The organism is Burkholderia sp. Ac-20345, assembly GCF_017104825.1.
GTDB classification, from domain to species: domain Bacteria; phylum Pseudomonadota; class Gammaproteobacteria; order Burkholderiales; family Burkholderiaceae; genus Burkholderia; species Burkholderia lata_B.
The window spans coordinates 122,621-146,420 of the sequence record NZ_JAAGPO010000003.1 but is presented as its reverse complement, the minus strand read 5'-3'; the positions used below and the strand labels follow the sequence as shown (position 1 = coordinate 146,420).

The 23,800-nt window shown below is 62.4% G+C and carries 15 protein-coding genes; 9 read left to right on the top strand and 6 right to left on the bottom strand.

From position 1 onward, the window contains the following. Nucleotides 1-20: 20 nt before the first annotated feature. A complete protein-coding gene (locus G3O06_RS02775; protein WP_205814881.1) occupies nt 21-5,078 on the bottom strand; it encodes a trifunctional serine/threonine-protein kinase/ATP-binding protein/sensor histidine kinase in 5,058 nt (1,685 codons plus the stop codon). A 536-nt stretch (nt 5,079-5,614) separates the two neighbouring features. Here G3O06_RS02775 and G3O06_RS02770 point away from each other — a divergent pair. The 3 genes from G3O06_RS02770 (at nt 5,615) to G3O06_RS02760 (ending at nt 6,906) form a co-directional block, all read left to right on the top strand. After that, nucleotides 5,615-5,851, top strand: coding sequence for a DUF4148 domain-containing protein (locus G3O06_RS02770; RefSeq protein ID WP_205814880.1), 237 nt, complete (start codon nt 5,615-5,617; stop codon nt 5,849-5,851). A 140-nt stretch (nt 5,852-5,991) separates the two neighbouring features. Continuing rightward, nucleotides 5,992-6,252 (top strand): sigma factor-like helix-turn-helix DNA-binding protein, encoded by a 261-nt coding sequence (locus tag G3O06_RS02765; RefSeq protein ID WP_205814930.1) that lies wholly within the window; start codon nt 5,992-5,994, stop codon nt 6,250-6,252. 222 nt (nt 6,253-6,474) lie between these two features. After that, nucleotides 6,475-6,906, top strand: coding sequence for a universal stress protein (locus G3O06_RS02760; RefSeq protein WP_205814879.1), 432 nt, complete (start codon nt 6,475-6,477; stop codon nt 6,904-6,906). Here the strand turns inward: G3O06_RS02760 and G3O06_RS02755 are convergent. Together G3O06_RS02755 and G3O06_RS02750 are read right to left on the bottom strand one after the other, a co-directional pair. Then, nucleotides 6,887-7,339, bottom strand: a complete 453-nt coding sequence (locus tag G3O06_RS02755) for a DUF3331 domain-containing protein (RefSeq protein ID WP_205814878.1) — start codon at nt 7,337-7,339, stop codon at nt 6,887-6,889. The genes G3O06_RS02760 and G3O06_RS02755 overlap by 20 nt on opposite strands. A 96-nt stretch (nt 7,340-7,435) precedes the next feature. Next, nucleotides 7,436-7,825 carry a BON domain-containing protein gene (locus G3O06_RS02750; protein WP_205814877.1) on the bottom strand — a complete coding sequence of 130 codons (390 nt, stop codon included), beginning with the start codon at nt 7,823-7,825 and terminating at the stop codon, nt 7,436-7,438. Between the two features lie 461 nt (nt 7,826-8,286). Between G3O06_RS02750 and G3O06_RS49920 the strand changes: the two genes are divergently transcribed. Continuing rightward, entirely contained in the window at nt 8,287-8,598 is a 312-nt protein-coding gene (locus G3O06_RS49920) for a hypothetical protein (RefSeq protein ID WP_205814876.1), read from the top strand. A 450-nt stretch (nt 8,599-9,048) separates the two neighbouring features. On the opposite strand, the gene G3O06_RS02740 is transcribed toward G3O06_RS49920, so the two are convergent. After that, nucleotides 9,049-9,606 (bottom strand): TetR family transcriptional regulator, encoded by a 558-nt coding sequence (locus tag G3O06_RS02740; RefSeq protein WP_346779480.1) that lies wholly within the window; start codon nt 9,604-9,606, stop codon nt 9,049-9,051. A gap of 163 nt (nt 9,607-9,769) precedes the next feature. Here G3O06_RS02740 and G3O06_RS02735 point away from each other — a divergent pair, with 163 nt between their 5' ends. From G3O06_RS02735 to G3O06_RS02715, 5 genes are all read left to right on the top strand, one after another. Beyond that, the gene (locus tag G3O06_RS02735) at nt 9,770-12,961 is read left to right on the top strand and encodes a cytochrome P450 (protein WP_205814874.1); all 3,192 of its coding nucleotides are present in this window, start codon (nt 9,770-9,772) and stop codon (nt 12,959-12,961) included. A gap of 706 nt (nt 12,962-13,667) precedes the next feature. Continuing rightward, nucleotides 13,668-14,600, top strand: coding sequence for an SDR family NAD(P)-dependent oxidoreductase (locus G3O06_RS02730; RefSeq protein WP_205814873.1), 933 nt, complete (start codon nt 13,668-13,670; stop codon nt 14,598-14,600). Beyond that, nucleotides 14,593-15,129, top strand: coding sequence for a MaoC/PaaZ C-terminal domain-containing protein (locus tag G3O06_RS02725; protein WP_205814872.1), 537 nt, complete (start codon nt 14,593-14,595; stop codon nt 15,127-15,129). The genes G3O06_RS02730 and G3O06_RS02725 overlap by 8 nt, the downstream gene beginning before the upstream one ends. Nucleotides 15,130-15,243: 114 nt before the next feature. Next, the gene (locus G3O06_RS02720) at nt 15,244-17,067 is read left to right on the top strand and encodes an acyl-CoA dehydrogenase (protein WP_205814871.1); all 1,824 of its coding nucleotides are present in this window, start codon (nt 15,244-15,246) and stop codon (nt 17,065-17,067) included. Between the two features lie 54 nt (nt 17,068-17,121). Further along, nucleotides 17,122-18,306: an acetyl-CoA C-acyltransferase gene (locus G3O06_RS02715; protein WP_205814929.1), complete on the top strand. Its 1,185-nt coding sequence runs from the start codon at nt 17,122-17,124 to the stop codon at nt 18,304-18,306. Between the two features lie 558 nt (nt 18,307-18,864). On the opposite strand, the gene G3O06_RS02710 is transcribed toward G3O06_RS02715, so the two are convergent. Together G3O06_RS02710 and G3O06_RS02705 are read right to left on the bottom strand one after the other, a co-directional pair. Next, nucleotides 18,865-20,487, bottom strand: a complete 1,623-nt coding sequence (locus tag G3O06_RS02710; RefSeq protein ID WP_205814870.1) for an AMP-binding protein — start codon at nt 20,485-20,487, stop codon at nt 18,865-18,867. 520 nt (nt 20,488-21,007) lie between these two features. Next, entirely contained in the window at nt 21,008-23,527 is a 2,520-nt protein-coding gene (locus tag G3O06_RS02705; protein WP_205814869.1) for an AsmA family protein, read from the bottom strand. Nucleotides 23,528-23,800 lie beyond the last annotated feature (273 nt).

The window sequence follows — 23,800 nt, the reverse complement described above, 5'->3', positions numbered from 1 at the left end:
TCGCGCCGACGGACGACACGTCATGGATCGACACGCGGCAGCATCACGGTTGCTCGCGTACCGGCACCCTCGCGCGGCGACAGCGTCAACGTTCCGCCGTGAGCGTCCACGATCGAATGCGAGATGGCGAGGCCCATGCCCATCCCGTTCTCCTTGGTCGTGAAAAGCGGTTCGAGCAGCCGGTCCGCGATGTCGGGTGCAATGCCGCTGCCCGAATCCTCAACGCTCACGCGCACACTGTCAACGCCGTGCACTTCGCAGGCTAGCGAAAGACAACGCGCCGTCTCGAGCTCGGCCATCGATTCGGCACCGTTCGTCAACAGGTTGATCACGACCTGCTGGAGCTGGATCCGGTCGCCGTATACGTAGACGGGGCCATCGTGACTGCGCAGCTCCAGCACTACGTCCAGCGTGTCGAGCTGCCGCGCGACGAGCGCCGCGGCCTCGCGAACGGCCTCCGCGAGGTCGACCGTCGCAAACTGCGGCGCGGCCTTGCGTGCCTTCGCGCGCAGCGTCTGGATGATGCTCTTGGCCCGCGCGGCGCTCCGGTTGATGTGCTCGAGCATCGCCCGCGCTTCGCCGACGTCCGGCGGTTCCCGGTTCAGCCAACGCAACGCGGCGCTTGCCGACGTGTCAACGGCGGCAAGCGGCTGTCCGATCTCATGGACGATGGACGCGACGAGCTCGCCCATCGCGGTCAGCCGGCTGGCGCGCTCGAGGCCGGCCAGTGCGGCACGCAACTGTTCCTCGGCATGCGCGCGCTGACGGTTCTGCTCGACCAGTTCCTCATAGAGCCGCGCATTCTCGAGCGCGAAAGCGGCCTGCGACGCGATCACCTCAACCAGCGCCGCCTTGGCCGCGGTAAACATCCGCGCCGCCAGATTGTTTTCCATATACAGCACGCCGACGAGCGTCGCATAACGCATCAGCGGCACGCACATTACCGAACGCGGGCGCCGGCGGCGAACGTAAGCATCCTGACCATGAACCGGCGACTCCGATGCATCGTCGATCACCACCCCTTCCTGCGTCCGGGCGACCGCCTGCACGACGGAGACAGGCAGCACGCTCGCCGTCAACGACACGGCCTCCTGCGTCACGACGATCGTACCGTCGATCACGTCCGCACGAGCCGGTACATGCCAGACGCTCTCGCGCAGCACCGCGAGCGCGCCATGCTCCGCCCCGGCGCTTTCGAGCGTCGTGCGCAACAGCGTTTCCACGAGACGCGCCGGCACGATGTCGCTCGCCAGCGCGTTCGACACGCGCAGCACCGCATTCACGTCCAGTGCGTGCATCCGGCTCCCGACGGGATTGCCGGCTCCGGCATCGAATACATCGGGATGTGCGGCCTGCAACTGGCGCACCTTCGCGAGCGCCCCCCAACGCTGCCATGCGCTTTGCGCATGGCGCAAATAAGCGTGCGCGGCAATATTGTCGCGACCCGCATGGAATCGCGCCGCATACTCGGCTGCCAACGCCTCGACCTGCGCGAAACCATGCCTGCCCGCGTGCATCACGGCGCGCGCATAAGCTTCCGCCGCGTCCAGCGGCTGCCCGTTCACGCGCGCGTGCTCCGCGCGCACCAGCTCGCGTCGCGCGGCGAAGTTCGCCGGGCAGGCCTCCGCCCAGACGTCGAGCTGCTCGAGATGGCGCTGCAGCGCAGCCTCCTCGGACGCATCGCGGCCGGGCCGCGCAAGCAGTGCGAGCGCACCGTAGAACGGCAAATCGGCCCGCTCGGCAAACGAACGCGCCGTATGCTCGCAAGCTTCAGCGTGCCGACGCGCGTCGAGCGCGCCCGGAAGATCGCCGAACAACAGTGCGGCCTGCAGCCTGTAGACCCAGTAGGCGAGATCGACCAGGTTCGCCGGCCGGCCCTCCTGCGGCGGCAACACGTCGTGATCGTCGCTCTCGCCCTCCTGTAACCGCCTCAGCAGCATCTGCTGCACGAGCAGCCCATCGATCACGAGCTGGAAATTCGCATCACGCGCGATCACGAGCCCGTGCGCCACCGTATCGCGTACGTCGCCGAGAAATTCGCCGGCGAACAGCATGCCGGTCGCCTCGTTGCGCTTGCAATAGAGCGCGAACGTATGATCGCAGCACTCGACCGTGATCTCGAACGCCCGCGAGATATACCCGCGGGCCGAGCGCGCAGGCAACACCCACGGCACCACGATCGTGCCGTGCGCCATATATACGCGGCCGCGATACCGATCGAGCCCGCGCTCGTCGACCAGATGCAGCGCGAGCTCGCCAAATGCCAGCGACGCGGCGTAATCGCCGTAACGTGCGCCGAAGATCTGGTTCATGCAGACGTAGACGTCCGCCGATGCATCGGAATGGCCATGCTCGATCGCCAGATTCACCGCACGCAGCAGAATCATGTCGACCAGGTCCTGATCGGAATAGAGCGCCGGCGGAATCAGGTCTGCAAAGATGTCGACAATCGCGCGCTGCAGCGGATCGGCGATGATCGGCAGCTCACGCAGCGCGTCGATCCCGTTGCGGTCCAGCCAACCGCGCAGGCGAAGGTATTCGCGATGCACGTCCGCGCTGTCCGGATGGGGCGGGATATCGATGCCGGCGCGCTTCAGGAACGCAAGGCCGACACCGAGCGCCAGATCGAAGCGGCCCAGCGCCGTGTACAACGCCGCGCGCAGGCGCGTGAGATCCGCGCCGAACGTGCCGTCGCCGGCTACCCGCTCCAGTTCGGCCAGGCGCGCTTCGGCGGCTTCGAGCGCACCGGTCATGAACTCGGCCTCGCCGCATAGCATGCGCGCCTCGAGCCCGTCGTCGCTGGCGTCCCGTTCGCCGAGGAAATCGACGGCTGCTCGAAAAAAGCCGAGCGCGGAATGATGCGCGGTGGCAGCCCGGGCTTGCTGCCCGGCCTCCAGATTCACGCGCGCGAACGCGCGGCGCTGCGCGGGCGTCTCGGCCACCGTCCTGCCGAGGTTCGCCTGTGCGGCCAGCACGAACGCGTCGGCGCAGGCATCGCCGGCCGCCAGCAAACGGCAGGCGATTGCATGATGCAGCGGTGCCCGCTCGTCCTCCGGGATCGACGCATACGCGGCCTCGCGAATGCGATCGTGCCAGAACGTCCAGTCGTCGCCGTCGCGCTGGAGACTGCCGGCATCGAGCGCCGCCTGCAGCCCCGCGATCGCATCGGGCTCGCTCAGGCCGGCCGCCGTGGCCAGCAGGCGCGTCGACGCACGCTGGCCGATGCAGGCCAGCAGGCGCAACATGAATCGTGCGGCGTCCGGCAGCAGCTCGAACTGCCGTGCCAGCATCATCGCGACGTCATCGCCGCCGCGATGCGCGGCGATGCGCGCCATGTTCCAGCGCCACCGGCCGGCGCCCGCATCGTAATCGAGCATGCCTTCGTCGGCCAGCAGGCGCAGCAGATGATGCACGAAGAACGGATTGCGGCCGGTCCTCCGCCCGATCAGGTCGGACAGCGGCCGAAGCGCATCGGTATCCTGATGCAGCGCGTGGGCGATCAGTTCGGTCGTCGCCCGCTCGTTCAGCGGCCCGAGTTCCACCGTCAATGCATCGGGAACGTCGGCCAGCGGGCCAGCCCGCAACGGGTGACTCGCATCGATCTCGTTGCCGCGATATGCGCCAACGAGCAGCAACGCCGTGTCGTGGTGTTGCTGCACCAACCGCTCCAGCACCTGTATCGTGCCCGCATCGGCCCATTGCAGATCGTCGAGCAGCAGCGCGAGCGGGCGCTCCGGTGCCGCGAAACACGCGATCAGCCGGGCGATCGCGTGCAGCACGCGCTCGCGCTCCAGCCCAGGCGCCAGTTCGGATTGCTCCGGCGGGCCCGCCTGCGGGCCAAGCACCGCCGAGAGCGCCGGCAGAAATCTCGCGAGCGTGCGCCCGACGGGCGCCACTGCCGTTCCGATTCGCGCGCGCCACATGTCGAATTCGTCGTCCGCGCAACCCAGCACGAACTGCAGCAGCGGCTCCAGCGCCTGGGCAAGCATCGCGTACGGCGTGCCGCGGCGCCCTTCCTCGCCCTTGCTGGTGGCCACGAGCAGCGCCCCGTCGTGCCTGATTCGCGCGACGGCCTCCAGCAGCAGCGTCGACTTGCCGATGCCCGAGTGGCCGGAAACCCATGCGACGCGCATCTCTCCACCGGCGGCGACGGCACGGTACTGCGCGCGCAACGCATCGATCTCCTGGTCGCGGCCCACCACGTGATCAGCTTGCTGCAGACGCTGCAGCGCCGCATGAACATCGAGCACGAACATCGGAATGCGCCCGTCGCGGCGAAGGCACTGCTCGCATCGCTGCAGGTCGGCGACGAGCCCCGCGGCCGTGCCGTAACGCTGCTCCGGCGCCTTTTCGAGCAGCTTCACGACGATCCGGGAAATCTGCTCAGGTACGTGCGGAACGAGTTCGTGAGGGGGGCGCGCCGAATGCGTGGCGTGCGCGTGCACGAGCCCGGCGGCATCGGTGGCATCGAACGGCGGCACACCGGTCAACTGCTGATAGAGAATGCATCCGAGCGAATAAAGATCGGCGCGCGCGTCGACACGCAGATTCATGCGCGTGCCGAGTTCGGGCGCCGTATAGACGAAATCCGTGTCGTCCCACTCGAGACCGGTGTCGCGCAACGGGTCGGTCGCATCGGGGCCGATCGCATAGCCGAAGCCCGTCAGAAACGCGCGATCGTCGTCATCCACGAGGAAGCGATGCGGCGCAAGCGCGCGATGCACGATGCCGGCCGCATGCATCTCGCCCAGCGCAGTCGCGAGCGAAATCGCACGCCGCAGAAACGCGGATAACCGCGGCTGCGGGACATCTGCAACGGAGAGCGGCATCCCGCCCGGATCGGCCAGGATGAGCACGGCGCCGCCACCATGCGACACGATGGCTTGCGGCACGGCGGACCAGCGTTCGTGCAGTGCCGAGCGCAACACATATTCGCGTTGCAGCGCGGCGACCGCGGACGGCGCCGCGACGCCGCGCCCCGCGACCAGGACCGGCGGCGCATGGTCATCGATCGCACGGTGCAGTCGTGGCGGGCCGGGGCTCAATTCGATAAAGCGGCGTGTCGAAAGTTCGATCATGCGAATGCAATAAGGAAACGGTGGCGTCATCTACTCGAACGCCGCCGGCACGGCGGCGTGGAGCACGGCATGCGGCACCCGTGCCACGTGCCGCGGGATGCCGGGTTGTATCCGTTCGTTCGAACACGCGGTCGCGACGCGGGCCGCGGGGCGCCCTCGATTTCGCTCGGGCGGTGTCGCACCTCACCGGCCGCCGCGCCCTTCTTCCAGGTACCCGTGATAACACGCGAACCCGCCGATTATTCCAGCACGATGTCGTCAATGCAACAATGCGCGCCGGCCGATGCATGCGAGCTGCCGAAGCGCACTCGCGTCGCGTCATGATCGGCGCTTTCGTATCCGGATGTATCGCGTGTCCGCATCGATACACGACATTGCAAAACGCCGCGCCGCGGACACATGCGGGATACCTTTGTGGCGCTCAATACACGTGCGACGGATTCTGACGACATTCGCAACGCGGCCGACGCAACCGGCCCCCGCGTTCGCCAGATACCGTGCGTACCGTTCGACCGACCCACTTTCCGGATTCCGACATGAAGACCTCAAGGATCACCTTCGCGCTCGTCGCGTTTGCTACCGCAGCCTTTGCCCATGCAGCGGCCCCTGTCGATTCGACGACAGGGAATCAAGATGCCATGGCCACGACCCAATGGGCACCGGCCATCGCGATGCCGATGGGAAAGACACGAACCGAAGTGCGTCAGGAGCTCGCTCGCTCGCGCCAGAGTGGCGAGCTCGACGCACTCAGGAAACTCTATTCCGGCCATTGAAGCACCGACGTTTTCCGGAGGGCCGGCACGGGCAGGTGCAATGCTCGCCGGCTCGCTATGGCTCAATGACTTCCGGCAACGCAATCATCGCAACGGCCTTGTGCTCGAACTGAGCGACGCATTGCTGGAAACGGTCTCCGATTCCGGCTCCCCCCGAAACCGGACTGGCCATCCGCCAAATCATCGACGCCGTCGAGCGGCTGCCGGAATCCCAACTCACTGCATTGCTGCTCGTCAGCGTCGACGGGCGCCGCTATCGGCAGGCAGCCGATGCGCTCGACATCCCCATCGGCACCATCGTGAGCCGGATCTCCCGTGCGCGCAAAGCGATTCGGATGGTGTTCGACGGATCCGGCGAATCACGAATGGAGACGGGACATCGCATCGACGCGCAGCGCTGACGTCGACGCGCGACGTCGCGCGCCTGCCGATGCGAACCGGCCGCGACACGATCGCCCGCGCGGGGGACCGCATGGGAATAAACGATCGCCATCGCGTGTTCAGTGTTGGGAGTCGCGCCCGCTTCCGCGCACGTGGCCGAACGCCGACCGCCTGTACCGGTGCCCGTGATGGGCGATCTTATTCCCCCGCCGCCAATATCGAAGATGTCATCGCTGTCCAGAATGCTGCTCGTCTATGACGGAACCAACGAAGCAAACGCCGCGCTCGCACGATGTGCGTCGCTTTCCCGCGCATTGTCGGCCACGGTCGACGTCGTCGCCATCGTCGACAATGTCACCGTCAACGCACGGGCGGCCGGACTGCTCAGCGAGCTCGCCCATCAGCGTCTGGCAGAATCCGCCCATCGCGATCTTCAACGGGCGATCGACACACTGACGGACGAAGGCATCGCCGCGCGCGGCTACCTCCACTTCGGACGCGCGGCCGATGCGATCGCCGCCCATGTGTCGACAACCTGCGTGGATATGATCGTCGTCGGATATCGCGCCCCCACCGGGTTCGCTCGCTGGTGGCGCGAGCCTCCCGTTCACTTCGACCTGGCCGAGCGCGTTCCGGGGGCCGCGCTTGTCGTCGTCACGGCCCCATCGACCTAGCGTCGGCCGCATCGATGCACGACTGAACGGTCGCGGCAAGGATCATCCGCTGCCGGTTGGCGGGCAGACAGACATCGCTCCCCCGCGGACGAAACACCGGGTCCCCGCGTTGTATCGCACGCCCCGTCAGCGCACATATCGACGGGACACGCGCGCGGCTCCTGCACCAGATTTGCTCGGCATACCGCCCGGAACACGAGTCGCTCCACGAAACACTGATCGTGTACAACGACAGGCGTTCCATCACGGCGATCCTGGTAGGCGGCTCGGTGTGCGCACGCGCATCGTCCTCGTCCCATTGACGCAGCCCGAGGCGTCGCGCCTTGTATCGCGTGCGCTGCGTTCGCAAACACACGCTGCGCTGTTCCTGCGAAGGATCCAGGACATTGATCAACGTGCGAGCCACGATGTCCGCTTCATGCAGCATCACCATCACCTCTTCTCCCAATCAATCGGATCGATCATGTGAAAGCGGACGCACGAATCACCGACACACCGTCATTCGGCCCCGCGATGCGCGCGCCCTCGCTCAGGCGCCGCCTTTCTCACGCAGCATCAGCTCGCTTTTCACCGATTTGACGCCGCGGATCTTCCGGGCCGACTCGACCGCGAGATGGTCTTCGTCTTCGGTTTGCACCTGGCCGGCCAGCGTCACCTGTCCGGTCGCGGCATTGGCGAAAACCGTGATCGCTTGCCCTTGCAGCCCCTTCGTTCGCGACAGCGTGTTCTGAATCGATCGCGAGAACCTGCGATTGGCCGCACGCGTGGCCTTTTTCGTCTGGGTGGATGTCTGGGCGGACGTCACCGCTGCATTCGTGCCCGCCGCATTGGCACTTTCTTCGGCAAATGCCTGCAGTTGCATGCAAGCGAGCAGGACGGCCGCCAGGCCGCCATTCAGGATGACTTGTCGAATTTTCATGATGGGTTCCTTGGGTTGCTGGTATCGAATGGCATGCATGTTCCGGCCGTGTGCATCGTCGCGACGCACGCGAATCGCATCATTGCCACATCGCAAAGCCGACTCGATCACCTGTCGCCGGAGTCGTCACCGATGCGATTCGTGTACCGGTGGAACCAGAATAAGGCGCGCCGTCAACGGCATCCATAGCATCTGTAGCTAGCTGCACAACCCGTCAGGATAGATGGCCACATACGTTCGTATAGGCTTTGGAAATGGCTGCACGCGTCGCTGCGCATCACGCCGCCTGATGCGCGGCCGCTGCCCCGTCAACCGGAAAACGCGGGAGCGTCACCCTTGCGCGCGTACCGCCGTCCACGCGCGGCGTCAGTCAATGAAGGACGCGCGCAGCAGGCGGCCATGTGCGCCGAGACTTGTTCAGCGACGACGAGAACGCGGGATAGTTTGCCGACGCCGACCTGTTGCGGAAGCTCGTCGCGGAAAAGCGCGATGTTGCTGCCGGGGAAGTACGCGCAGAGGGGTGGGGCTGGGTGGAAACGCGCATCGAGCGCGATTGCCTGGAACTGAACCGTTACGGCAGGCTGCGCCCGGTCCAGCGTCCGTACGCCGAGGACGAACAGCACGATACGGATGCACTCGCCGCGCAGCAGGACGAACTGGCCGAAAAAATCGAGGCGCTGTCGGAGGACGACGATAACGCCTACGAAGAAGCCGACGCCTTTGCGGCTTCGATTTGCCTAACCGTCAGAGCACCCATGATCGCGCACCTTTGATATCGCAACGAGGTCGGCCCGTGCATATCCAAGCAGAGCCTGCCCCACATCGCGAACACTGAAAAAACACTAAAAAGTGGCGGCTCGTGGAGGATTTCCACGGAAGCCGGCGGACCATCAACTCCCTGAAAACTCTTGTCAGATGGGGATTTGGGTGCGATGCCACGGCATGCTTCGCTAGCGTTCCCCGCCGCATTTCGTTTTCTGAAAATGTAGAAGCAGTGCGATAAGCCGTCTCGACCAAATGGTACACAACCAGCAGTACGAAATACTTTTAAAAGTGAAGCTCACACCGACCGAGCCTCCCGATCATCCGCAGCGATCAATTGCTGTCGGTCGGTGATACGACTGAAGATGCCATTTCGGGGCAGCGAGTTCGCGTGCAAGTCGATTCAGCACATGAGCGGCGCATGTCGATCAACCTGGCCGCTTCCCGTGCACCGCCTCGCGCTACGCTGAATCTGCCTGTGCGAACCCGAGAGTAAGACCGAACGCGTCGAGGATCGTCGCCGCAGTCTTGGCCATGCGCTTTGCCATTAGCGCAGGGGTCTCGCGCGTGGCCCCCTGGCGAAGCCAGTGCACCGCCGTCCAAACCAATCCACCGCCAAGCACCGTCAGGCAATCCTGTTCTGCCTCCGTGCGAACGCCTTCATAGGGTGGAAGGATGCGGCCGGCGACGAACGTCACCAGTTCATCAAAAAACGCCGATGTCGCTGCGTCATTGAATACGGTCAGATAGAAAGACTGATGCGCATGCAGATGCTCGAGAATCAGCGCGGTTTCCACCTCCATTGACCTGACGAAAGTGGCACTCGGCGGGTTCAGCAGTTTGCCTTGCTCCTCGACGAACGCAAAAGCGTTGTCGAGCCTCACCAACGCCGCCCGCTGAGCGGCAGACTGAAGGTCGGGAAAGTGCTGATAGAACGTGGGACGAGCGACACCCGCGCGCTGCACCAGTTGAGCAATGCTGAGGGTGTTCAGCGGCGCGTCGTCGAGCAGTTCGGTCACGGCGCGAACGAGCGCGTCGTAACTCCGTTGAAAGCGAGGATCGGCGGTATTAGGGCTTACATCAGGTGGCATAAAAAGCTCTGGACACGTGGTTTTGTCTATTTTACATTCGTTCAATAGATTGAGATGCGCTGCGCTGACATACCTCTGAAAGGCTATTGAAATGAAATCCTCCTCCCTCGTCCCCCAGCCGCCCCTGAAACCCGTCATCGGTCATCTGATGGAGGTCCTCGGGCCGTCTCCACTTGCAAAGATGATGGATCTCGCGCGCACGTACGGGCCGGTCTATTGGTTCGAGGTGTTCGGGCAAGGTTACTACGTTGTCAGTGGCCAGGCACTTGTGGATGAGGTGTGTGACGAAAGCCGATTTCAGAAGTGTGTACACCAATCCCTGCTCGAACTTAGGCCCGCGATCGGGGACGGGTTATTTACGGCATTCGGTGACGAACCGAACTGGGCCAAAGCGCATCGTGTGCTGATGCAGGCGTTCGGCCCGCTCAGTATCTGGTCGATGTTCGACAAGATGGTCGACATCGCCGACCAGATGTTTCTCCATTGGGAGCGGTTCGGCCCGGAGACGCCGGTCGATGTGTCCGATCACATGACTCGACTGACGCTCGATACGATTGCCCTTTGTGCGTTTGATTGCCGTTTCAACAGCTTCTACCGCGAAGATCAGCATCCGTTTGTCGATGCCATGGTCAACACCCTCAGCGAGGCGGGAAAGCGCGAGCTGCGGCCAAAACTTGTGTCGAAGTTGATGGTCAATCGCAGTCGAAAGTTCGACGCGGACATCGAAGTCATGCGATCGCTCGCGACCAAAATGATCGAAGACCGGCGGAAGAACCCGCACGACAGCGAAGAGTCGATGGACCTGCTGGACCGAATGCTGAACGGCATCGATCCGGTGACAGGGGAAAAACTTGATGATGAGAACATCGTCTTTCAGATGATCACGTTTCTCATCGCCGGACATGAAACGACAAGCGGGCTCCTGTCCTTTGCCACCTATTTCCTCCTCAAAAACCCGGACATCCTGCAAAAAGCACGGGACATGGTCGACGAGGTTGTTGGCAGCGAGACACCACGGATCGAGCATCTTGTGCGACTTCGCTACATCGAACACATCCTCATGGAAACGCTGCGAATCTGGCCGACGGCCCCGGCGTTCGCCGTCAAACCACTCGCTGACACCACGTTCGGCGGGAAATATGCCGTTTCTCCAGACGACATCATCATGATCTTGACTCCCATGTTGCATCGGGATGTGAGCGTCTGGGGCGAGGACGTCGAGGCGTTTCGTCCAGAGCGATTTGCACCGGAGAACGCGGAGAAGCTGCCTCCGAATGCCTGGAAGCCTTTTGGCAATGGCGCACGTGCCTGTATCGGCCGCCCTTTTGCCATGCAGGAGGCCCATCTCGTTCTGATCATGCTGCTGCAGCGATTCGATTTCTCTTTCGCAGATCCGGACTACGAGCTGGACGTCGCCGAAACGCTTACGCTGAAGCCAACCGGTTTCCGCGTGAACGTGAAACCGCGGGCTCGAGGTGCGCTTAAAGTGCCCGATACGACCGTTCGCGCCCGCTCGAGCGCTCAAAGCGCCAGCGTCGCTCCGGTTCAGTCGATCCCTGCCAGCGAAGACTCGTCGCCTATGCTCGTCCTCTTTGGGGGAAATACGGGCTCCGCCGAATCCTTTGCAAGACGCATTGCAGGCGACGCGAGTCGTCACGGATTTCACGCCACGTGCGCGCCTCTCGACGACTTCGCGGGGAAACTCGACGGATATCCTGCAATCGTGATCGTCACCGCTTCCTACGAAGGACAGCCGCCCGACAACGCCAAATCATTCGTCCCGTATGTCGAAGCGCTGGACGAGGGTGCGCTGGACGGCGTCCATTTTTCGGTTCTTGGGTGCGGCAACAAACAATGGGCACGGACATACCAGGCGATTCCCAAGCGCGTCGATGAAGCCCTCGAGAAGGCCGGTGCCACGAGAGTGCACGTCAGAGGCGAGCTCGATTCCGGTGGCGATTTCTTTGGTGAATTTGACCGTTGGTACACCGAAATGTGGAATCTCTTTGCAATTAGCGCCGGGAAGGAAGTCTCGGCCGTGCAACATGGCGATATCGCACTGAAAGTAAGTTTCGCCGAGAATACCCGTGAAAAATTGCTCAATTTCGGCGACATGGCGCATGCGTCCATCGTCGACAATAGAGAACTGGTTGATATTAGCGTGGCTGGAAGCCGCTCTAAAAAGCATATTGAGTTGAAACTTCCTGAAGCGATGACTTATCGATCGGGAGATTACCTGACCGTACTGCCCCGCAACTCGAAAAACAACGTCGATCGCGTCCTGCGCCGGTTTCGCGTGAGCTGGGACACGCAGGTGGTGATTGAAGGAACGTCAAGCAATCCACGCCTTCCGCTCGGCCAGGCAATCGGCTGTGGCGAACTGTTTTCGAGCTATGTCGAACTCGCCGTTCCCGCGACTCGATCACAAGTATCCAACCTGGCCGCTGCCACGCGTTGCCCACCGGAGAAGGTCGAGCTTGAGCGCCTGAGCGCCGACGATTTCGAATGCGAGATTCTGGGCAAGCGGACAACCGTCATGGATCTGCTCGAACGCTTCGGATCCGTCGATCTGTCATTCGAAAAGTTCCTCGATATGCTGCCCGCGCTGAAAGCACGCCAGTATTCGATCTCGTCTTCCCCGCTCTGGAAAGCAGACCATGTAACGCTGACGGTAGCAATCGTCGATGCGCCGGCGCTCTCCGGCAATGGTCGTCATGAAGGGGTGGCGTCGTCGTATCTCGCGCAGCTCAACACGGGGGACAGCCTGTCCGTTGCAGTCAGGCCATCGAATGCACGTTTTCGGCCACCGGCTGAAACCGATCTCCCGATGATTCTGATCTGCGCCGGTTCCGGTATCGCCCCATTCCGCGGCTTTCTGCAAGAGCGCGCATTACAGAAACAGCGTGGGGAGAACGTCGGCACGTCGTTGCTCTTCTTCGGGATCGATGACCCTGACGTTGACTTTCTCTATCGCGACGAACTCGACGAATGGGCACGATGCGGCGTGGTCGAAGTGATGCCGGCTTATTCAAACCGTCCGGAGGAAGGTGCTCGCTTTGTTCAAGACAAAGTCTGGCTGGAACGCGAGAAAATCGCCGCACTGTTTGCGCACGGTGCCACCGTCTTTGTCTGCGGGGATGGAAAGAATATGGCGCCTGCCGTACGTGCCACGCTTGGTCGCATTTATCAGGAGACAACTGGCGAGAGTGATGAGAGCGCCAGCGAGTGGATTGACACGATGGAGCGGGAGCATGGCAGATATGTTGCCGACGTGTTTGCATGACCGTTGCAGGATTCATGCCGCTTCCGGTCGCTTCAGAAAAGGGAAAGCGCTTTTGACCTGCCCCGCCGCCGCCTTCCGAAACTCTCGCGACTAGTTCTTCGATCCCGGCCTGCGCCCTGCTTTCCTCGCGCCCTTCAATCTGGTTCCTGTCGAGTTCCGACCGGAACCAGATGGGCAATTTCTCCGCTCACTTCCAGACGGCGTCGCGATGAGTGGGAAGGTGGCATGCGAGCATGGTTCGCAGTCTCGCGAAACTTCGGATATCGGTTGGCAAAAAGATCCAGATTCCTATCTAAACCGATCTGCTCGCTTCGCTCTCGAGCGACCTTCTCGAATCGAAATTCGGGCCTCAGTTATACGTCGATCCATTCCGGTTCACGGCTCGTCTTGCACCTCAGGGGTTGATCACACGCCGCCAACCGCATCGGATCGACCTCATGCCTTTCAATGACTGCAGGTTTAGAAACGCGACGGGTTAACCATGATCGACCGTCAACGAACACCATGTTAACTTCACCGATCATACGACTTGGTCATTTGATCGTATCTTGCATGAATACGCCTTCATCCCGGAAACCTCCGCGAATGGCTCGATGCATGCCCACTCCGGATACGTGCCATAGATCACCCGGATGTCGCGACAAACGCGGAATGAATGCGCGCTTATTTGTCGTAGCCCACCACATCATCACCAACGAGACAACCCATGAAGATTGACCTGACGAATCGCGTTGCGATCGTGACCGGCGCAGGCGCCGGTCTCGGGCGCGAGCATGCGCTGTTGCTTGCCCGGCTGGGGGCAAAAGTCGTGGTCAATGACCTGGGCAGCGATGTAAACGGCAGAGGCGGCTCCGCCACGGCCGCCCAGCGAGTCGTCGACGAAATCGTCTCTGCCGGCGGCGAAGCGGTCGCGAACAGCGCATCGGTAACCGATTTCGAACAGGTTCAGCACATGGTCGACCAAGCGCTTTCGCGCTGGGGTCATGTCGATATCCTCGTGAACAACGCCGGCATCCTGCGCGACAAGAGCTTCAGCAAGATGACGCTCGACGACTTTCGCGCGGTGATCGACGTTCACCTGATGGGCGCAGTCAACTGCACGAAGGCCGTGTGGGAACCCATGCGGGAGCGACAGTACGGCCGCATTGTGATGACGACCTCGTCGTCGGGCCTGTACGGCAATTTCGGGCAATCGAACTACGGCGCCGCGAAGATGGCGCTGGTCGGCCTGATGCAGACATTGGCCATCGAAGGCGAGCGATACGACATTCGCGTGAACTGCCTTGCTCCGACGGCCGGTACACGCATGCTCGAAGGCCTCATGTCTGCGGACATCCTCGATACGCTGTCGCCTGGATCCGTCAGCCCTGCCGTCGCGGTGCTTGCCGGTGAAGAGGCACCCAGTCGGATGGTCCTGTGCGCCGGCGCGGGCAGTTTCGAGGCCGCCCATATCACCTTGACGCCCGGCATCCATCTCGGGACCGGCGACCAGGTTGTTCACCAGCTCGCCCGACGGCTCGACGAGGTGGCAAACCGAAGCGGCGATGTGGTTCCTTCATCCGGTGTTGCCCAGGGCGATCTCGAAGTCAAAAAGGCGCGCATCGCCTCTGCGAATACGAAGGAGCATTCCGATGCGTGACGCGTCCGGGACGGCGGCATGCAGACTCGACCGCGATCCGAGCAGCCACCCGGCTGACGGACATCGTCATGCAAGCCCCCTGCTTGCTCTATCCCGGTTGCCGCCCCTCGTCGACAAGGAGCTGGGCGTATCCGAATGGTTCTCCATCGATCCGCCTTCGATCAATGAATTTGCCGACTTCAACAGTGACCGGCAATCGATTCATGCGGATGAGGAACTTGCACGCGCCAGACCGTACGGCGAAACAATCGCCTGCGGGTTTCACGCGCCTTCGATTCTGTTCGGGTGGGCGTCCGGCGCACTCTCCGTGGTCAAAAGGCGGCAGAACCCGATTAATTGCGGATTGAACAGCGTGCGCTTCATTACTCCGGGCCGCCGTGGCGAACGCGTTCGCGGGCGCTTCACATTGAAACAGGTCACGACGCGAAACACCACGAGCATCCCGTTGACCATTGGCGCCATGGTGGAAATTGAGAACCATCACAAGCCAGCCCTCGTGGCGGAGCGGACGATGCCGATCAACACATGATGCCCCTCAATGTTTTCCGGTTCGATCGCTTTGAAACAATAATTTCGCATTCCAGAATTTATTGAATAAATTCGAAAGCGTGCCAAGACTCCAGATACTCACTCATTCGATTCCATGACTAGCGAACTCACCCTCTCCCGTCGCGACGTGGAGTTCATTCTTTTCGACTGGCTGCAGGTCGAATCCCTTACCCGTCGGCAACGGTTTGCCGGGCAGGACCGGTTCGACTACACATCCGTGCTGGATGTGTACGAATCGCTTGCCACTGATCTCTTCAAACCGCATAACAAGAAGAACGACAGCAACGAACCCGCATTTGACGGAGAGCGCGTCACCATCAACCCGGAAGTAGGTGTCGCATTGCGTGCATTTTCGGCCGCTGGCTTGATCAGCGCCTCGTTCCCCAACGAGTGGAACGGCATGAGCCTGCCGAGCACCGTGGAGCGGGCCGGCATGGCGTATTTGCTGGCAGCCAATCCGGGAACCGCGGGCTACGCGTTTCTCACGATCGCCAACGCCAATTTGCTGATGGCCCACGGCGAGCGGAACCGGGTGGAGCACTACGTCAAGGCCATGGCGGAAGGGCGATGTTTTGGCACGATGTGCCTGTCGGAGCCGCAAGCCGGGTCAAGTCTTGCCGATATCCGTACGCGCGCGGTTCCGAGTAAAGATGGCCGCTACCGCCTGTTCGGCAACAAGATGTGGATCTCCGGTGGCGATCACGAGATTTCCGAGAACATTGTCCACCTGGTATTGGCAAAGATCCCCGATGAAAACGGGCAACTTCCGCCGGGAGTTCAAGGGATATCGCTCTTCACCGTACCACGCAAGCTGATCGGCGCCGACGGACTGCCCGGTGAGCGAAACGATGTCGTACTCGCCGGTATCAATCACAAGATGGGGTACCGCGGCACGGTAAATTGCCTGCTGAACTTTGGTGAGGGTCGCTACCGTCCGGAAGGCGAAGCGGGTGCGATCGGGGAGATCGTCGGCGAGCCCGGCAAAGGGCTGGCCTACATGTTCCACATGATGAACGAGGCGCGCATCTCGGTCGGCCTCAGCGCCGCCGCGATTGGCTATACAGGCTACCTTCACTCGCTGGATTATGCGAAGACGCGCCTGCAGGGCCGGACACGCGGTGACCGATCGTCCGCATCAGGACAGGCCCCCATCATTCGTCATGCCGATGTCCGGCGCATGCTGCTCGCGCAAAAGGCATATGTATCCGGTGCACTCGCGTTGTGCCTGTATGCGGCTCGACTGAGCGACGATATCCATTCTCAAGAAGACGCCAGCGACCGCGAAGGCGCGCATGGCCTGCTTGACCTGCTCACCCCCGTCGTCAAGAGTTGGTCGTCCCAATGGGGGCTCGTCGCCAACGATCTAGCCATCCAGGTTCATGGCGGCTACGGTTACACGCGCGAATACAACGTCGAGCAGTTCTATCGCGACAATCGGCTCAACCCGATACACGAAGGCACATTCGGTATCCAGGCGCTCGACCTGCTTGGTCGAAAGACTCGTGCAAACGGCGGCGCCGCCATGAAAGCGCTCGACAGGAAAATTGCCACAACGGTATTCAACGCACGGTCGATCCGTTCGCTCCAGGACCATGCCGGCACGCTCGAATGCGCGTGGGAGCGCATCCGCATCGTCACCGACGAACTGCACCGACTCGACGACCCGGAGGTCCAGTTGGCAAATGCGGCTGCCTACCTTGAAGCATTCGGCCATGTCGTCGTCGGCTGGCTTTGGCTCGACCAGGCGATCGTGGCCAACACGCTCGAGAACGGCCCAACCGGAAGCGACTTCCATCGCGGCAAGCTCGCAGCGTGCGACTACTTCTTCGGGTGGGAAATGCCCAAGGTGGCTGCGTGGCTCGCCGTGCTCAATCCAGTGGAGAAAACTCCCCTGACGATGCCGGAGCATTGGTTCTGACCCATGCGCGACGCCTCCATTTCGTTGCTTTCGTTTAATTTATTAGGATGTCATATGATTGACGCTGTCATCGTTTCCACCGCGCGCACGCCGATCGGCAAGGCATATCGTGGCGCATTCAACCTCACGCACTCGCCCACCCTGCTCGGTCACGCAATCAGGCATGCCGTACTGCGAGCCGGTATCGAACCGGATCGCATCGAGGACGCCGTCATCGGTTCGGTACTCAACGCGGGAACCGCCGGCAACAATATCGCTCGACAAGGTGTGCTGGCGGCCGGGCTACCTGCTTCAGTCGGCGCACAAACACTCGACCGGCAATGTGCATCAGGCCTGATGGCGATCGCCACGGCCGCCAAACAGATCATGTGCGACGGGATGCAGGTCGTTGTCGCGGGCGGCCAGGAAAACATCTCGGCGGTACAGACCCGCTACTTCGAGTGGACGCGCGCCGACCAGGATCCCAACGTGCTGGCCGTGCAACCCGCCGCATACATGCCGATGCTCGAGACCGCCGAGTTCGTTTCCCGCAAGTACGGGATCGCTCGCGACGTGCAGGATCAGTACGCGCTCGATTCCCAGCTCCGCACTGCCGCAGCACAAATGGAAGGCCGCTTCTCGAACGAAATCGTGCCGATCACGACACGGATGCTGGTCGTCGACAAAGCGACCGGCGAAACGTCGCAGAAGGACGTCACGCTCACGCAGGATGAGGGGAATCGTCCCGGCACGACGCTCGAATCGCTTGCCTCTCTCGCACCGGTGATGGACGGTGGCGTTGTAACCGCCGGGAACGCGAGCCAGCTTTCGGACGGCGCAAGCGCCTGCGTTCTGATGAACGGCAAGACTGCCGAACAGATCGGCGCAACGCCCCTCGGCATCTATCGCGGCATGACCGTCGTCGGCAATGCGCCCGAGGAGATGGGCATCGCCCCCATCTACGCGATCCCCAAGCTACTGAAGCTTCATGGTCTGAAAGTCGACGACATCGGACTGTGGGAGCTCAACGAGGCATTTGCATGCCAGGTGCTGTACTGCCGCGACAAGCTGGGAATCGATCCGGCCCGGTACAACGTCAACGGCGGCAGCATTTCGATCGGCCATCCGTACGGGATGACCGGTGCCCGTATGGTCGGCCATGCACTGATCGAAGGCAAACGACGCGGCGCGCGCTACGTCGTCGTATCGATGTGCGTGGGGGGCGGAATGGGCGCAGCCGGTTTGTTCGAAGTTGTCTGACGGAACGCGCCTTTGCCTGTAGAACGAATGGGGCGACAGCCCCGCTAATGCGGGCATTGCACACCTCTCCAGGGATGCTTGCCGAACACGAACCGCACGGCGTGCCGTTCGTGCTTCGGTCGACAGGTTTCGACTTGAACCGGCTCGGCAGCGCGTTGGCCCATATGTCGTGACACGCGAGCTCGCGCGACGAAACCTTCTGGCGGAAGTGCGGCGCCAAATCCCGGCCAGCATCGCCACCTTGATTGCCCCTGTAGCCCTGCCCGAAGGTTGAGCGGGGTATCCCTTTTGCCTCACTCCCCTACCGTCGTTTGATGACGGCTGAAATCGGGGTACCGGGCGCGTCCTCCAGGATATGCGTGGAAGACGCCTGCCAGAGGAAAGCGACGGGGATGGACATGGCTGCTGTCGCCGACCTTGTGGCGCAAACGCGCCTGATGCACCATCGCACCGGGCGCCGGCGCGCGACGGACTTTTCCCGTCGCGCCATTCGCGTGCCCGCTCGGAGCCTTGTGATGCGGGCCGCTCGACCTTCCGGCATCGCCTCGGTCGATCACGTCAATTGTTCAGCACCCGCAACTCGCGCCGAAGGATCTTCCCGACGTTGCTCTTTGGCAGGCTGTCGCGAAACTCGATGCTTTTCGGACGCTTGTAACCAGTCAGCTGGCCTTTACAGAACGCCATCAGGTCTTCGAACGTCAGCTCCGGATCTTTCCTGACCACGAACAGCTTGACGGCCTCTCCGGAATGCTCGTCGGGTACGCCGATGGCCGCGACCTCGAATACGCCAGGGTGGTTGGCAACGACCTCTTCGATCTCGTTCGGGTAGACGTTGAAACCCGACACGAGGATCATGTCCTTCTTGCGGTCGACGATTCGCACGAATCCATCCTCGGAGATCGACGCAATGTCGCCCGATCTGAAGAAGCCGTCCGCGGTCATCACCTTCGCGGTCTCGTCCGGCCGCTGCCAGTAACCTGCCATCACCTGCGGACCACGAATGCACAGCTCGCCGGCTTCGCCGGGCGGCAACTCCTTGCCGTCGTCGTCCCGGATCGACACTTCGGTGGAGGGCAACGGCAAGCCAATCGTGCCGTTGAAGTCACCGCGTGCCACGGGATTGATCGCGACGCAGGGTGATGTCTCGGACAGCCCGTATCCGTCGACGATCGGCGCGCCGGTCATCTCCTTCCAGCGCCTTGCGACGGCTTCTTGCGTGGCCATCCCGCCGCCGTTGGCCAGCAGCAGATTGGAGAAATCGAGCCGCGAGAATTCGGGATGATGGAGCATCACGTTGAAGAGCGTGTTGACGCCCGGAAAGCTCGTGACCTTGTATCCGGCGAGCGACCTGATCATCCCGCCGATGTCCCGCGGATTCGGCACCAGTACGCAAAGCCCGCCCGTGTGCATCGTCAGCAGGCAGCAAACGTTGAGTGCAAAGATGTGATAGATCGGAAGTGCCGCCACCGTGATGAACTGCGTCACGTCAGGGCGCCAACCGCGAGCGGGCTTGAGCCAGACGTCCGTCTGCAGTACATTCGCGACGATGTTCCGATGCAGCAGCGTCGCGCCTTTCGACACACCGGTTGTCCCGCCCGTATATTGGAGAAAAGCGACATCATCCGGCGACTGGGAAGCCGGTATGAATTTGCCCCGACTTCCCTCCGCAATCGCGTCGTCAAATGTCGCATGCGGGCTCGGCTTCTGTTCTTCGGCGCAAGCGCTGCCCTGCGCGGCAACCAGAACATGCTTCACCTGCGTGTGCGCAATGATTGCATCCAGCGTTGCGGTGCAGCCGTCGAGAATGACGATCGCCTCCGCGCCACTGTCATTCAGCTGATGTTGCAGCTCGCGGGGTGTATAGAGCGGATTGACGTTGACGACAACGTAGCCGGCGCGCAGGACCGCACAAATCGAGATCGGGTAATGCAACACATTCGGCATCATGATGGCGACGCGCGCACCACGCTCGAGCCCCCGTGATTGCAGCCACGCGGCCAGTGATCGAGACATCGTGTCGAGCTCGCCATAGGTGATCTGCTTTCCGTCGCACGCAAACGCCGGATTCGCGTGAAACTTGCTGAAGCTCTGTTCAATCAATGCAGTGATGTTTCGATACGCGCTGGAATCAATCTCTGCCGGAACCTCCGGCGGATAGGCATCAAGCCAGATCTTTTCCATACCCAATCTCCTCTGTCCCGTTTTAATGATTGCGCGACGCCAATCCCCTCATCGCGCGCGTGAACAAGCCGGGGCGCCTCGAACCACGCGAGATTCATCCCTCGTCGCAGCGATATGGCTGCGTGGTAGACCGGCAGTCGGGGGCGTCCGAGATCACGCTATCGGCGTGCGGTTGACATGCGACGGCCCCCATCTTGTTCTTCGTTAGCCGAAGCAACCGAAATGTTGGTGACTTCCGACCCGGCACACGCCGTTGCAGGGATTTTCAGCAATGGCGGGCACCCGCCCAATCAGGGGTTTCGCATTGAGTACCACCAGATCCATTCCCGAAAATCCACTGCTCAACCTGGCACCTCCCGCCCATCGGACTCCATTGCACCCGGCCTGGCAGGCAAATTCATGCCCCCCGAGACCCGACTTCCGAGTCGAGGGGAGGCCACACTCAAATTAGTCAATTGATATGGTCATTTGATCACAAAGGGAATATTGCGGCAACTTGGTAGTTGCACGAGGCTCTCGCTCACTCCGCATGCCTGGGTTCGGCACCAGCCGGCTCCGAAGCTGCAGAAGCCGGCGGCGGCGCATTCATGTACGCCGGCGCCGCCTTCGTCTTCTCCCGGACGCCCGGCGGTGGCGCCGTCGGGTGCTGCTCCATGTCGGCCAGCATCTGCTGGCACGGCAACGGGCGATTGCGGCCCGGCTGCAACAACGCGAGCACGCTGGCGAGCGGATTCAGCAAGCCCAGCCCGATCGCTGCCCCGCCACGCGCGATCAGTGCCCTAGGCTTGACGCCGACGTGCGGTTGCTTGAAGGATCCGGTGACATACAGCGGCGAGCGTAGAGAGATGATCCGGAAGCCCTTGGTATGGGGATGGACCGTCAGGTTCATGGTCTCGTCCCGCAGGTTCACGTTACCGTCGATTCCGATCACCGCATCCTCGGTGTCGAGCGCGAATACGCGCGAGTCGAGCACGCCAATGGTGACCACGAAGTCGGCCACGCCACAATTGATCTTGACGTCGCGTGTGCCGAACAATTTCTCGTACACCACGTTTGCCACATTCAGCCCGGCGGCTTCCATCAGCAACAGGCTCACCGTGCCGTCGGTCACCAATGTCTTCACTTCCCCGTTGGAAGTCGCTGCGAGTGCGGCCGGCGAATTGCCGGTGGCCGACAACGCGGCATCGCCGTTGATCTCGCCGAGCGCCGTTTGCATCACCTGGAATGTCGGGAACAGTTGCTTGAGTTTCAGATGTCGCGCCTGCAGCGTGAACCGCCCCTTGAGCGGCACGCCGCTGCCGTCCAGGTGAATGTTCGAGGCAAGCGTACCGCCTGCGACACCGAAGTTCAGCGGGTTGAGCGTCAGCACACCGTCATGCATCACGACGTGGGTCGACAGGTCGGTGATCGGCAAGCTCGCCGTCTTGACGATGCGCCGCACGGTGAATCGAACGTCGGCATCGATCTTCTTCCAGCGGTCCGTGCGGAATGGCTCGACCGGCAACGCCTTGTTCGCGGGCTGCGCGACGGCGGCGCCCCGCCGCGCCTTGCTGGCATTCGTGTCGGCGCCGATAAGCGGTGCTAGGTCGGAGAACTGCAGCAGATTCGACACCAGCGTACCGGACAAGAGCGGCCTCGGCTCGCGCGAGACGTACACCAGCGTGCCGCCGAGATCGCTGCCGCCCACGCGTCCCGTGAAGTCCTCGTACTTGAAGACGTTGCCGGACGCCCGGAACTGGCCGACCAGTCGGCCGTCGGTCGCATAAGGAGGGGTTTCGGGTAGCGTGATGCCCGTGACTTCATACAGGTGGGCCATGCTGGCGCCCGCGAGCCACAATCGGAGATCCACCGCTGCCAGGTGGGACGGATCGGTCAGCGTGCCGACGAGCGCCAGGTGCGTATCGCCGAAGCGCAAATCGGCCTGAACCGGAAACGGGCGTTGCGTGCCCTGCAGCTCCAGCAAATTGCCGATCTTGCCGGTGCCGACGACCTGCCCCTTCTTGTAGGTCCCCTTGACGGTCCAGCCGATCGTGTAAGTGCCAACGGTGGCAGATGCCGTGGGCGCTGCGGCCGCCGATGCGCTCGTTGTCGTCGAGGCCGTTGCGCCCGACGCGGCAGCTGCGGATGCGGGTGCGCTCGATGCCACCGAAGCCGTTGTGCCCGACGCGGCAGCTGCGGGTGCGGGTGCGGGTGCGGGTGCGCTCGACGCCGCCAGCGGGCCTGATGCAGCCGAGGCGATTGCGGTGCCGGAATTCATCGCTGCGGCATGCGAAGCAGCGGCCAACGCCTGCGAAGCCGCTGCCGACGCGCGTGACGCCGCTTCGGCACCCGACGCAGGAACCACCGGTTGCGCCGGACCCGCGTGCGCCTGGGCCGCGAGCTTCTTTTGACCTGCCGGCCCGACGGCCTGTGCCGATTCGTGATGCGCCAGCGCCTCCTGCTGCTTCATCACCGCGCCGAACGGGATCGACTGGCCAAGCGTGTCGATCACGGCGCTCAGATCGAATTGCTTTTGCTGGTCGTAGTAGCCGAGATTGCCTTGGGCAAACGCGATCTCGTGCAGGTCGAGCGTCCATCGGCCCGGCTGCGCGGGCTCCTTGAGCTTGAGCGTCCAGTTGACTCGCCCGTCCCTGAGGCGTTCGAGGTCGACGGACGGATTGACCAGATCGATTGCCGGAATCACGATGTGGCGTGCCATCAGCGGCAGCGCCTCGACTTCGAAGCTGATCACGTCCAGCGTGACGAAATTCTTCGTGCGCGCCCAGTCCGGGTTGGCGATCGTGACATTGTGTGCGCTGAATCGCGGCCATGGCACCCATGCACGCCAGCCCTGCTCGCTCACGGGACGACGCCACCCGATACGCAGATCGCCATTGATGGCGAACTGCCGTCCGATCGCGTCCGATACCGTGTCATCGACCCACGGCCGGGCTCGATTCCAGTCGAACGTCACCATGAAGACGACCAGCGCTGCAAGCGCCAGCGTGACGATAACGGCAAGCCACGCGGCCGCCTTGCCGACGGTGTGGCTGATGTGCATTGCTCACTCCCCGAGTTTGCTACACCGTATCGAGCAATTCGTGTTCCTGAACGCGCTTCGAATGGGCTTGTCTGATGATATCGACGTGCAGTCACGTTCGCCTTTCCGAGCACTTGTGCGAGCAGCGGACAGATGCCGCGGAGTCGGATTTCGGGACGATCCGCTACATGTGCAGGAACTTCGACGGATTGCCGAAAAGGAGCCCGCCGCCAGGTAGCGTGCGTGAGCTCGAAATCGGGTTCCCACGACTTTTCAGGCGCCGATCTTCGCAGT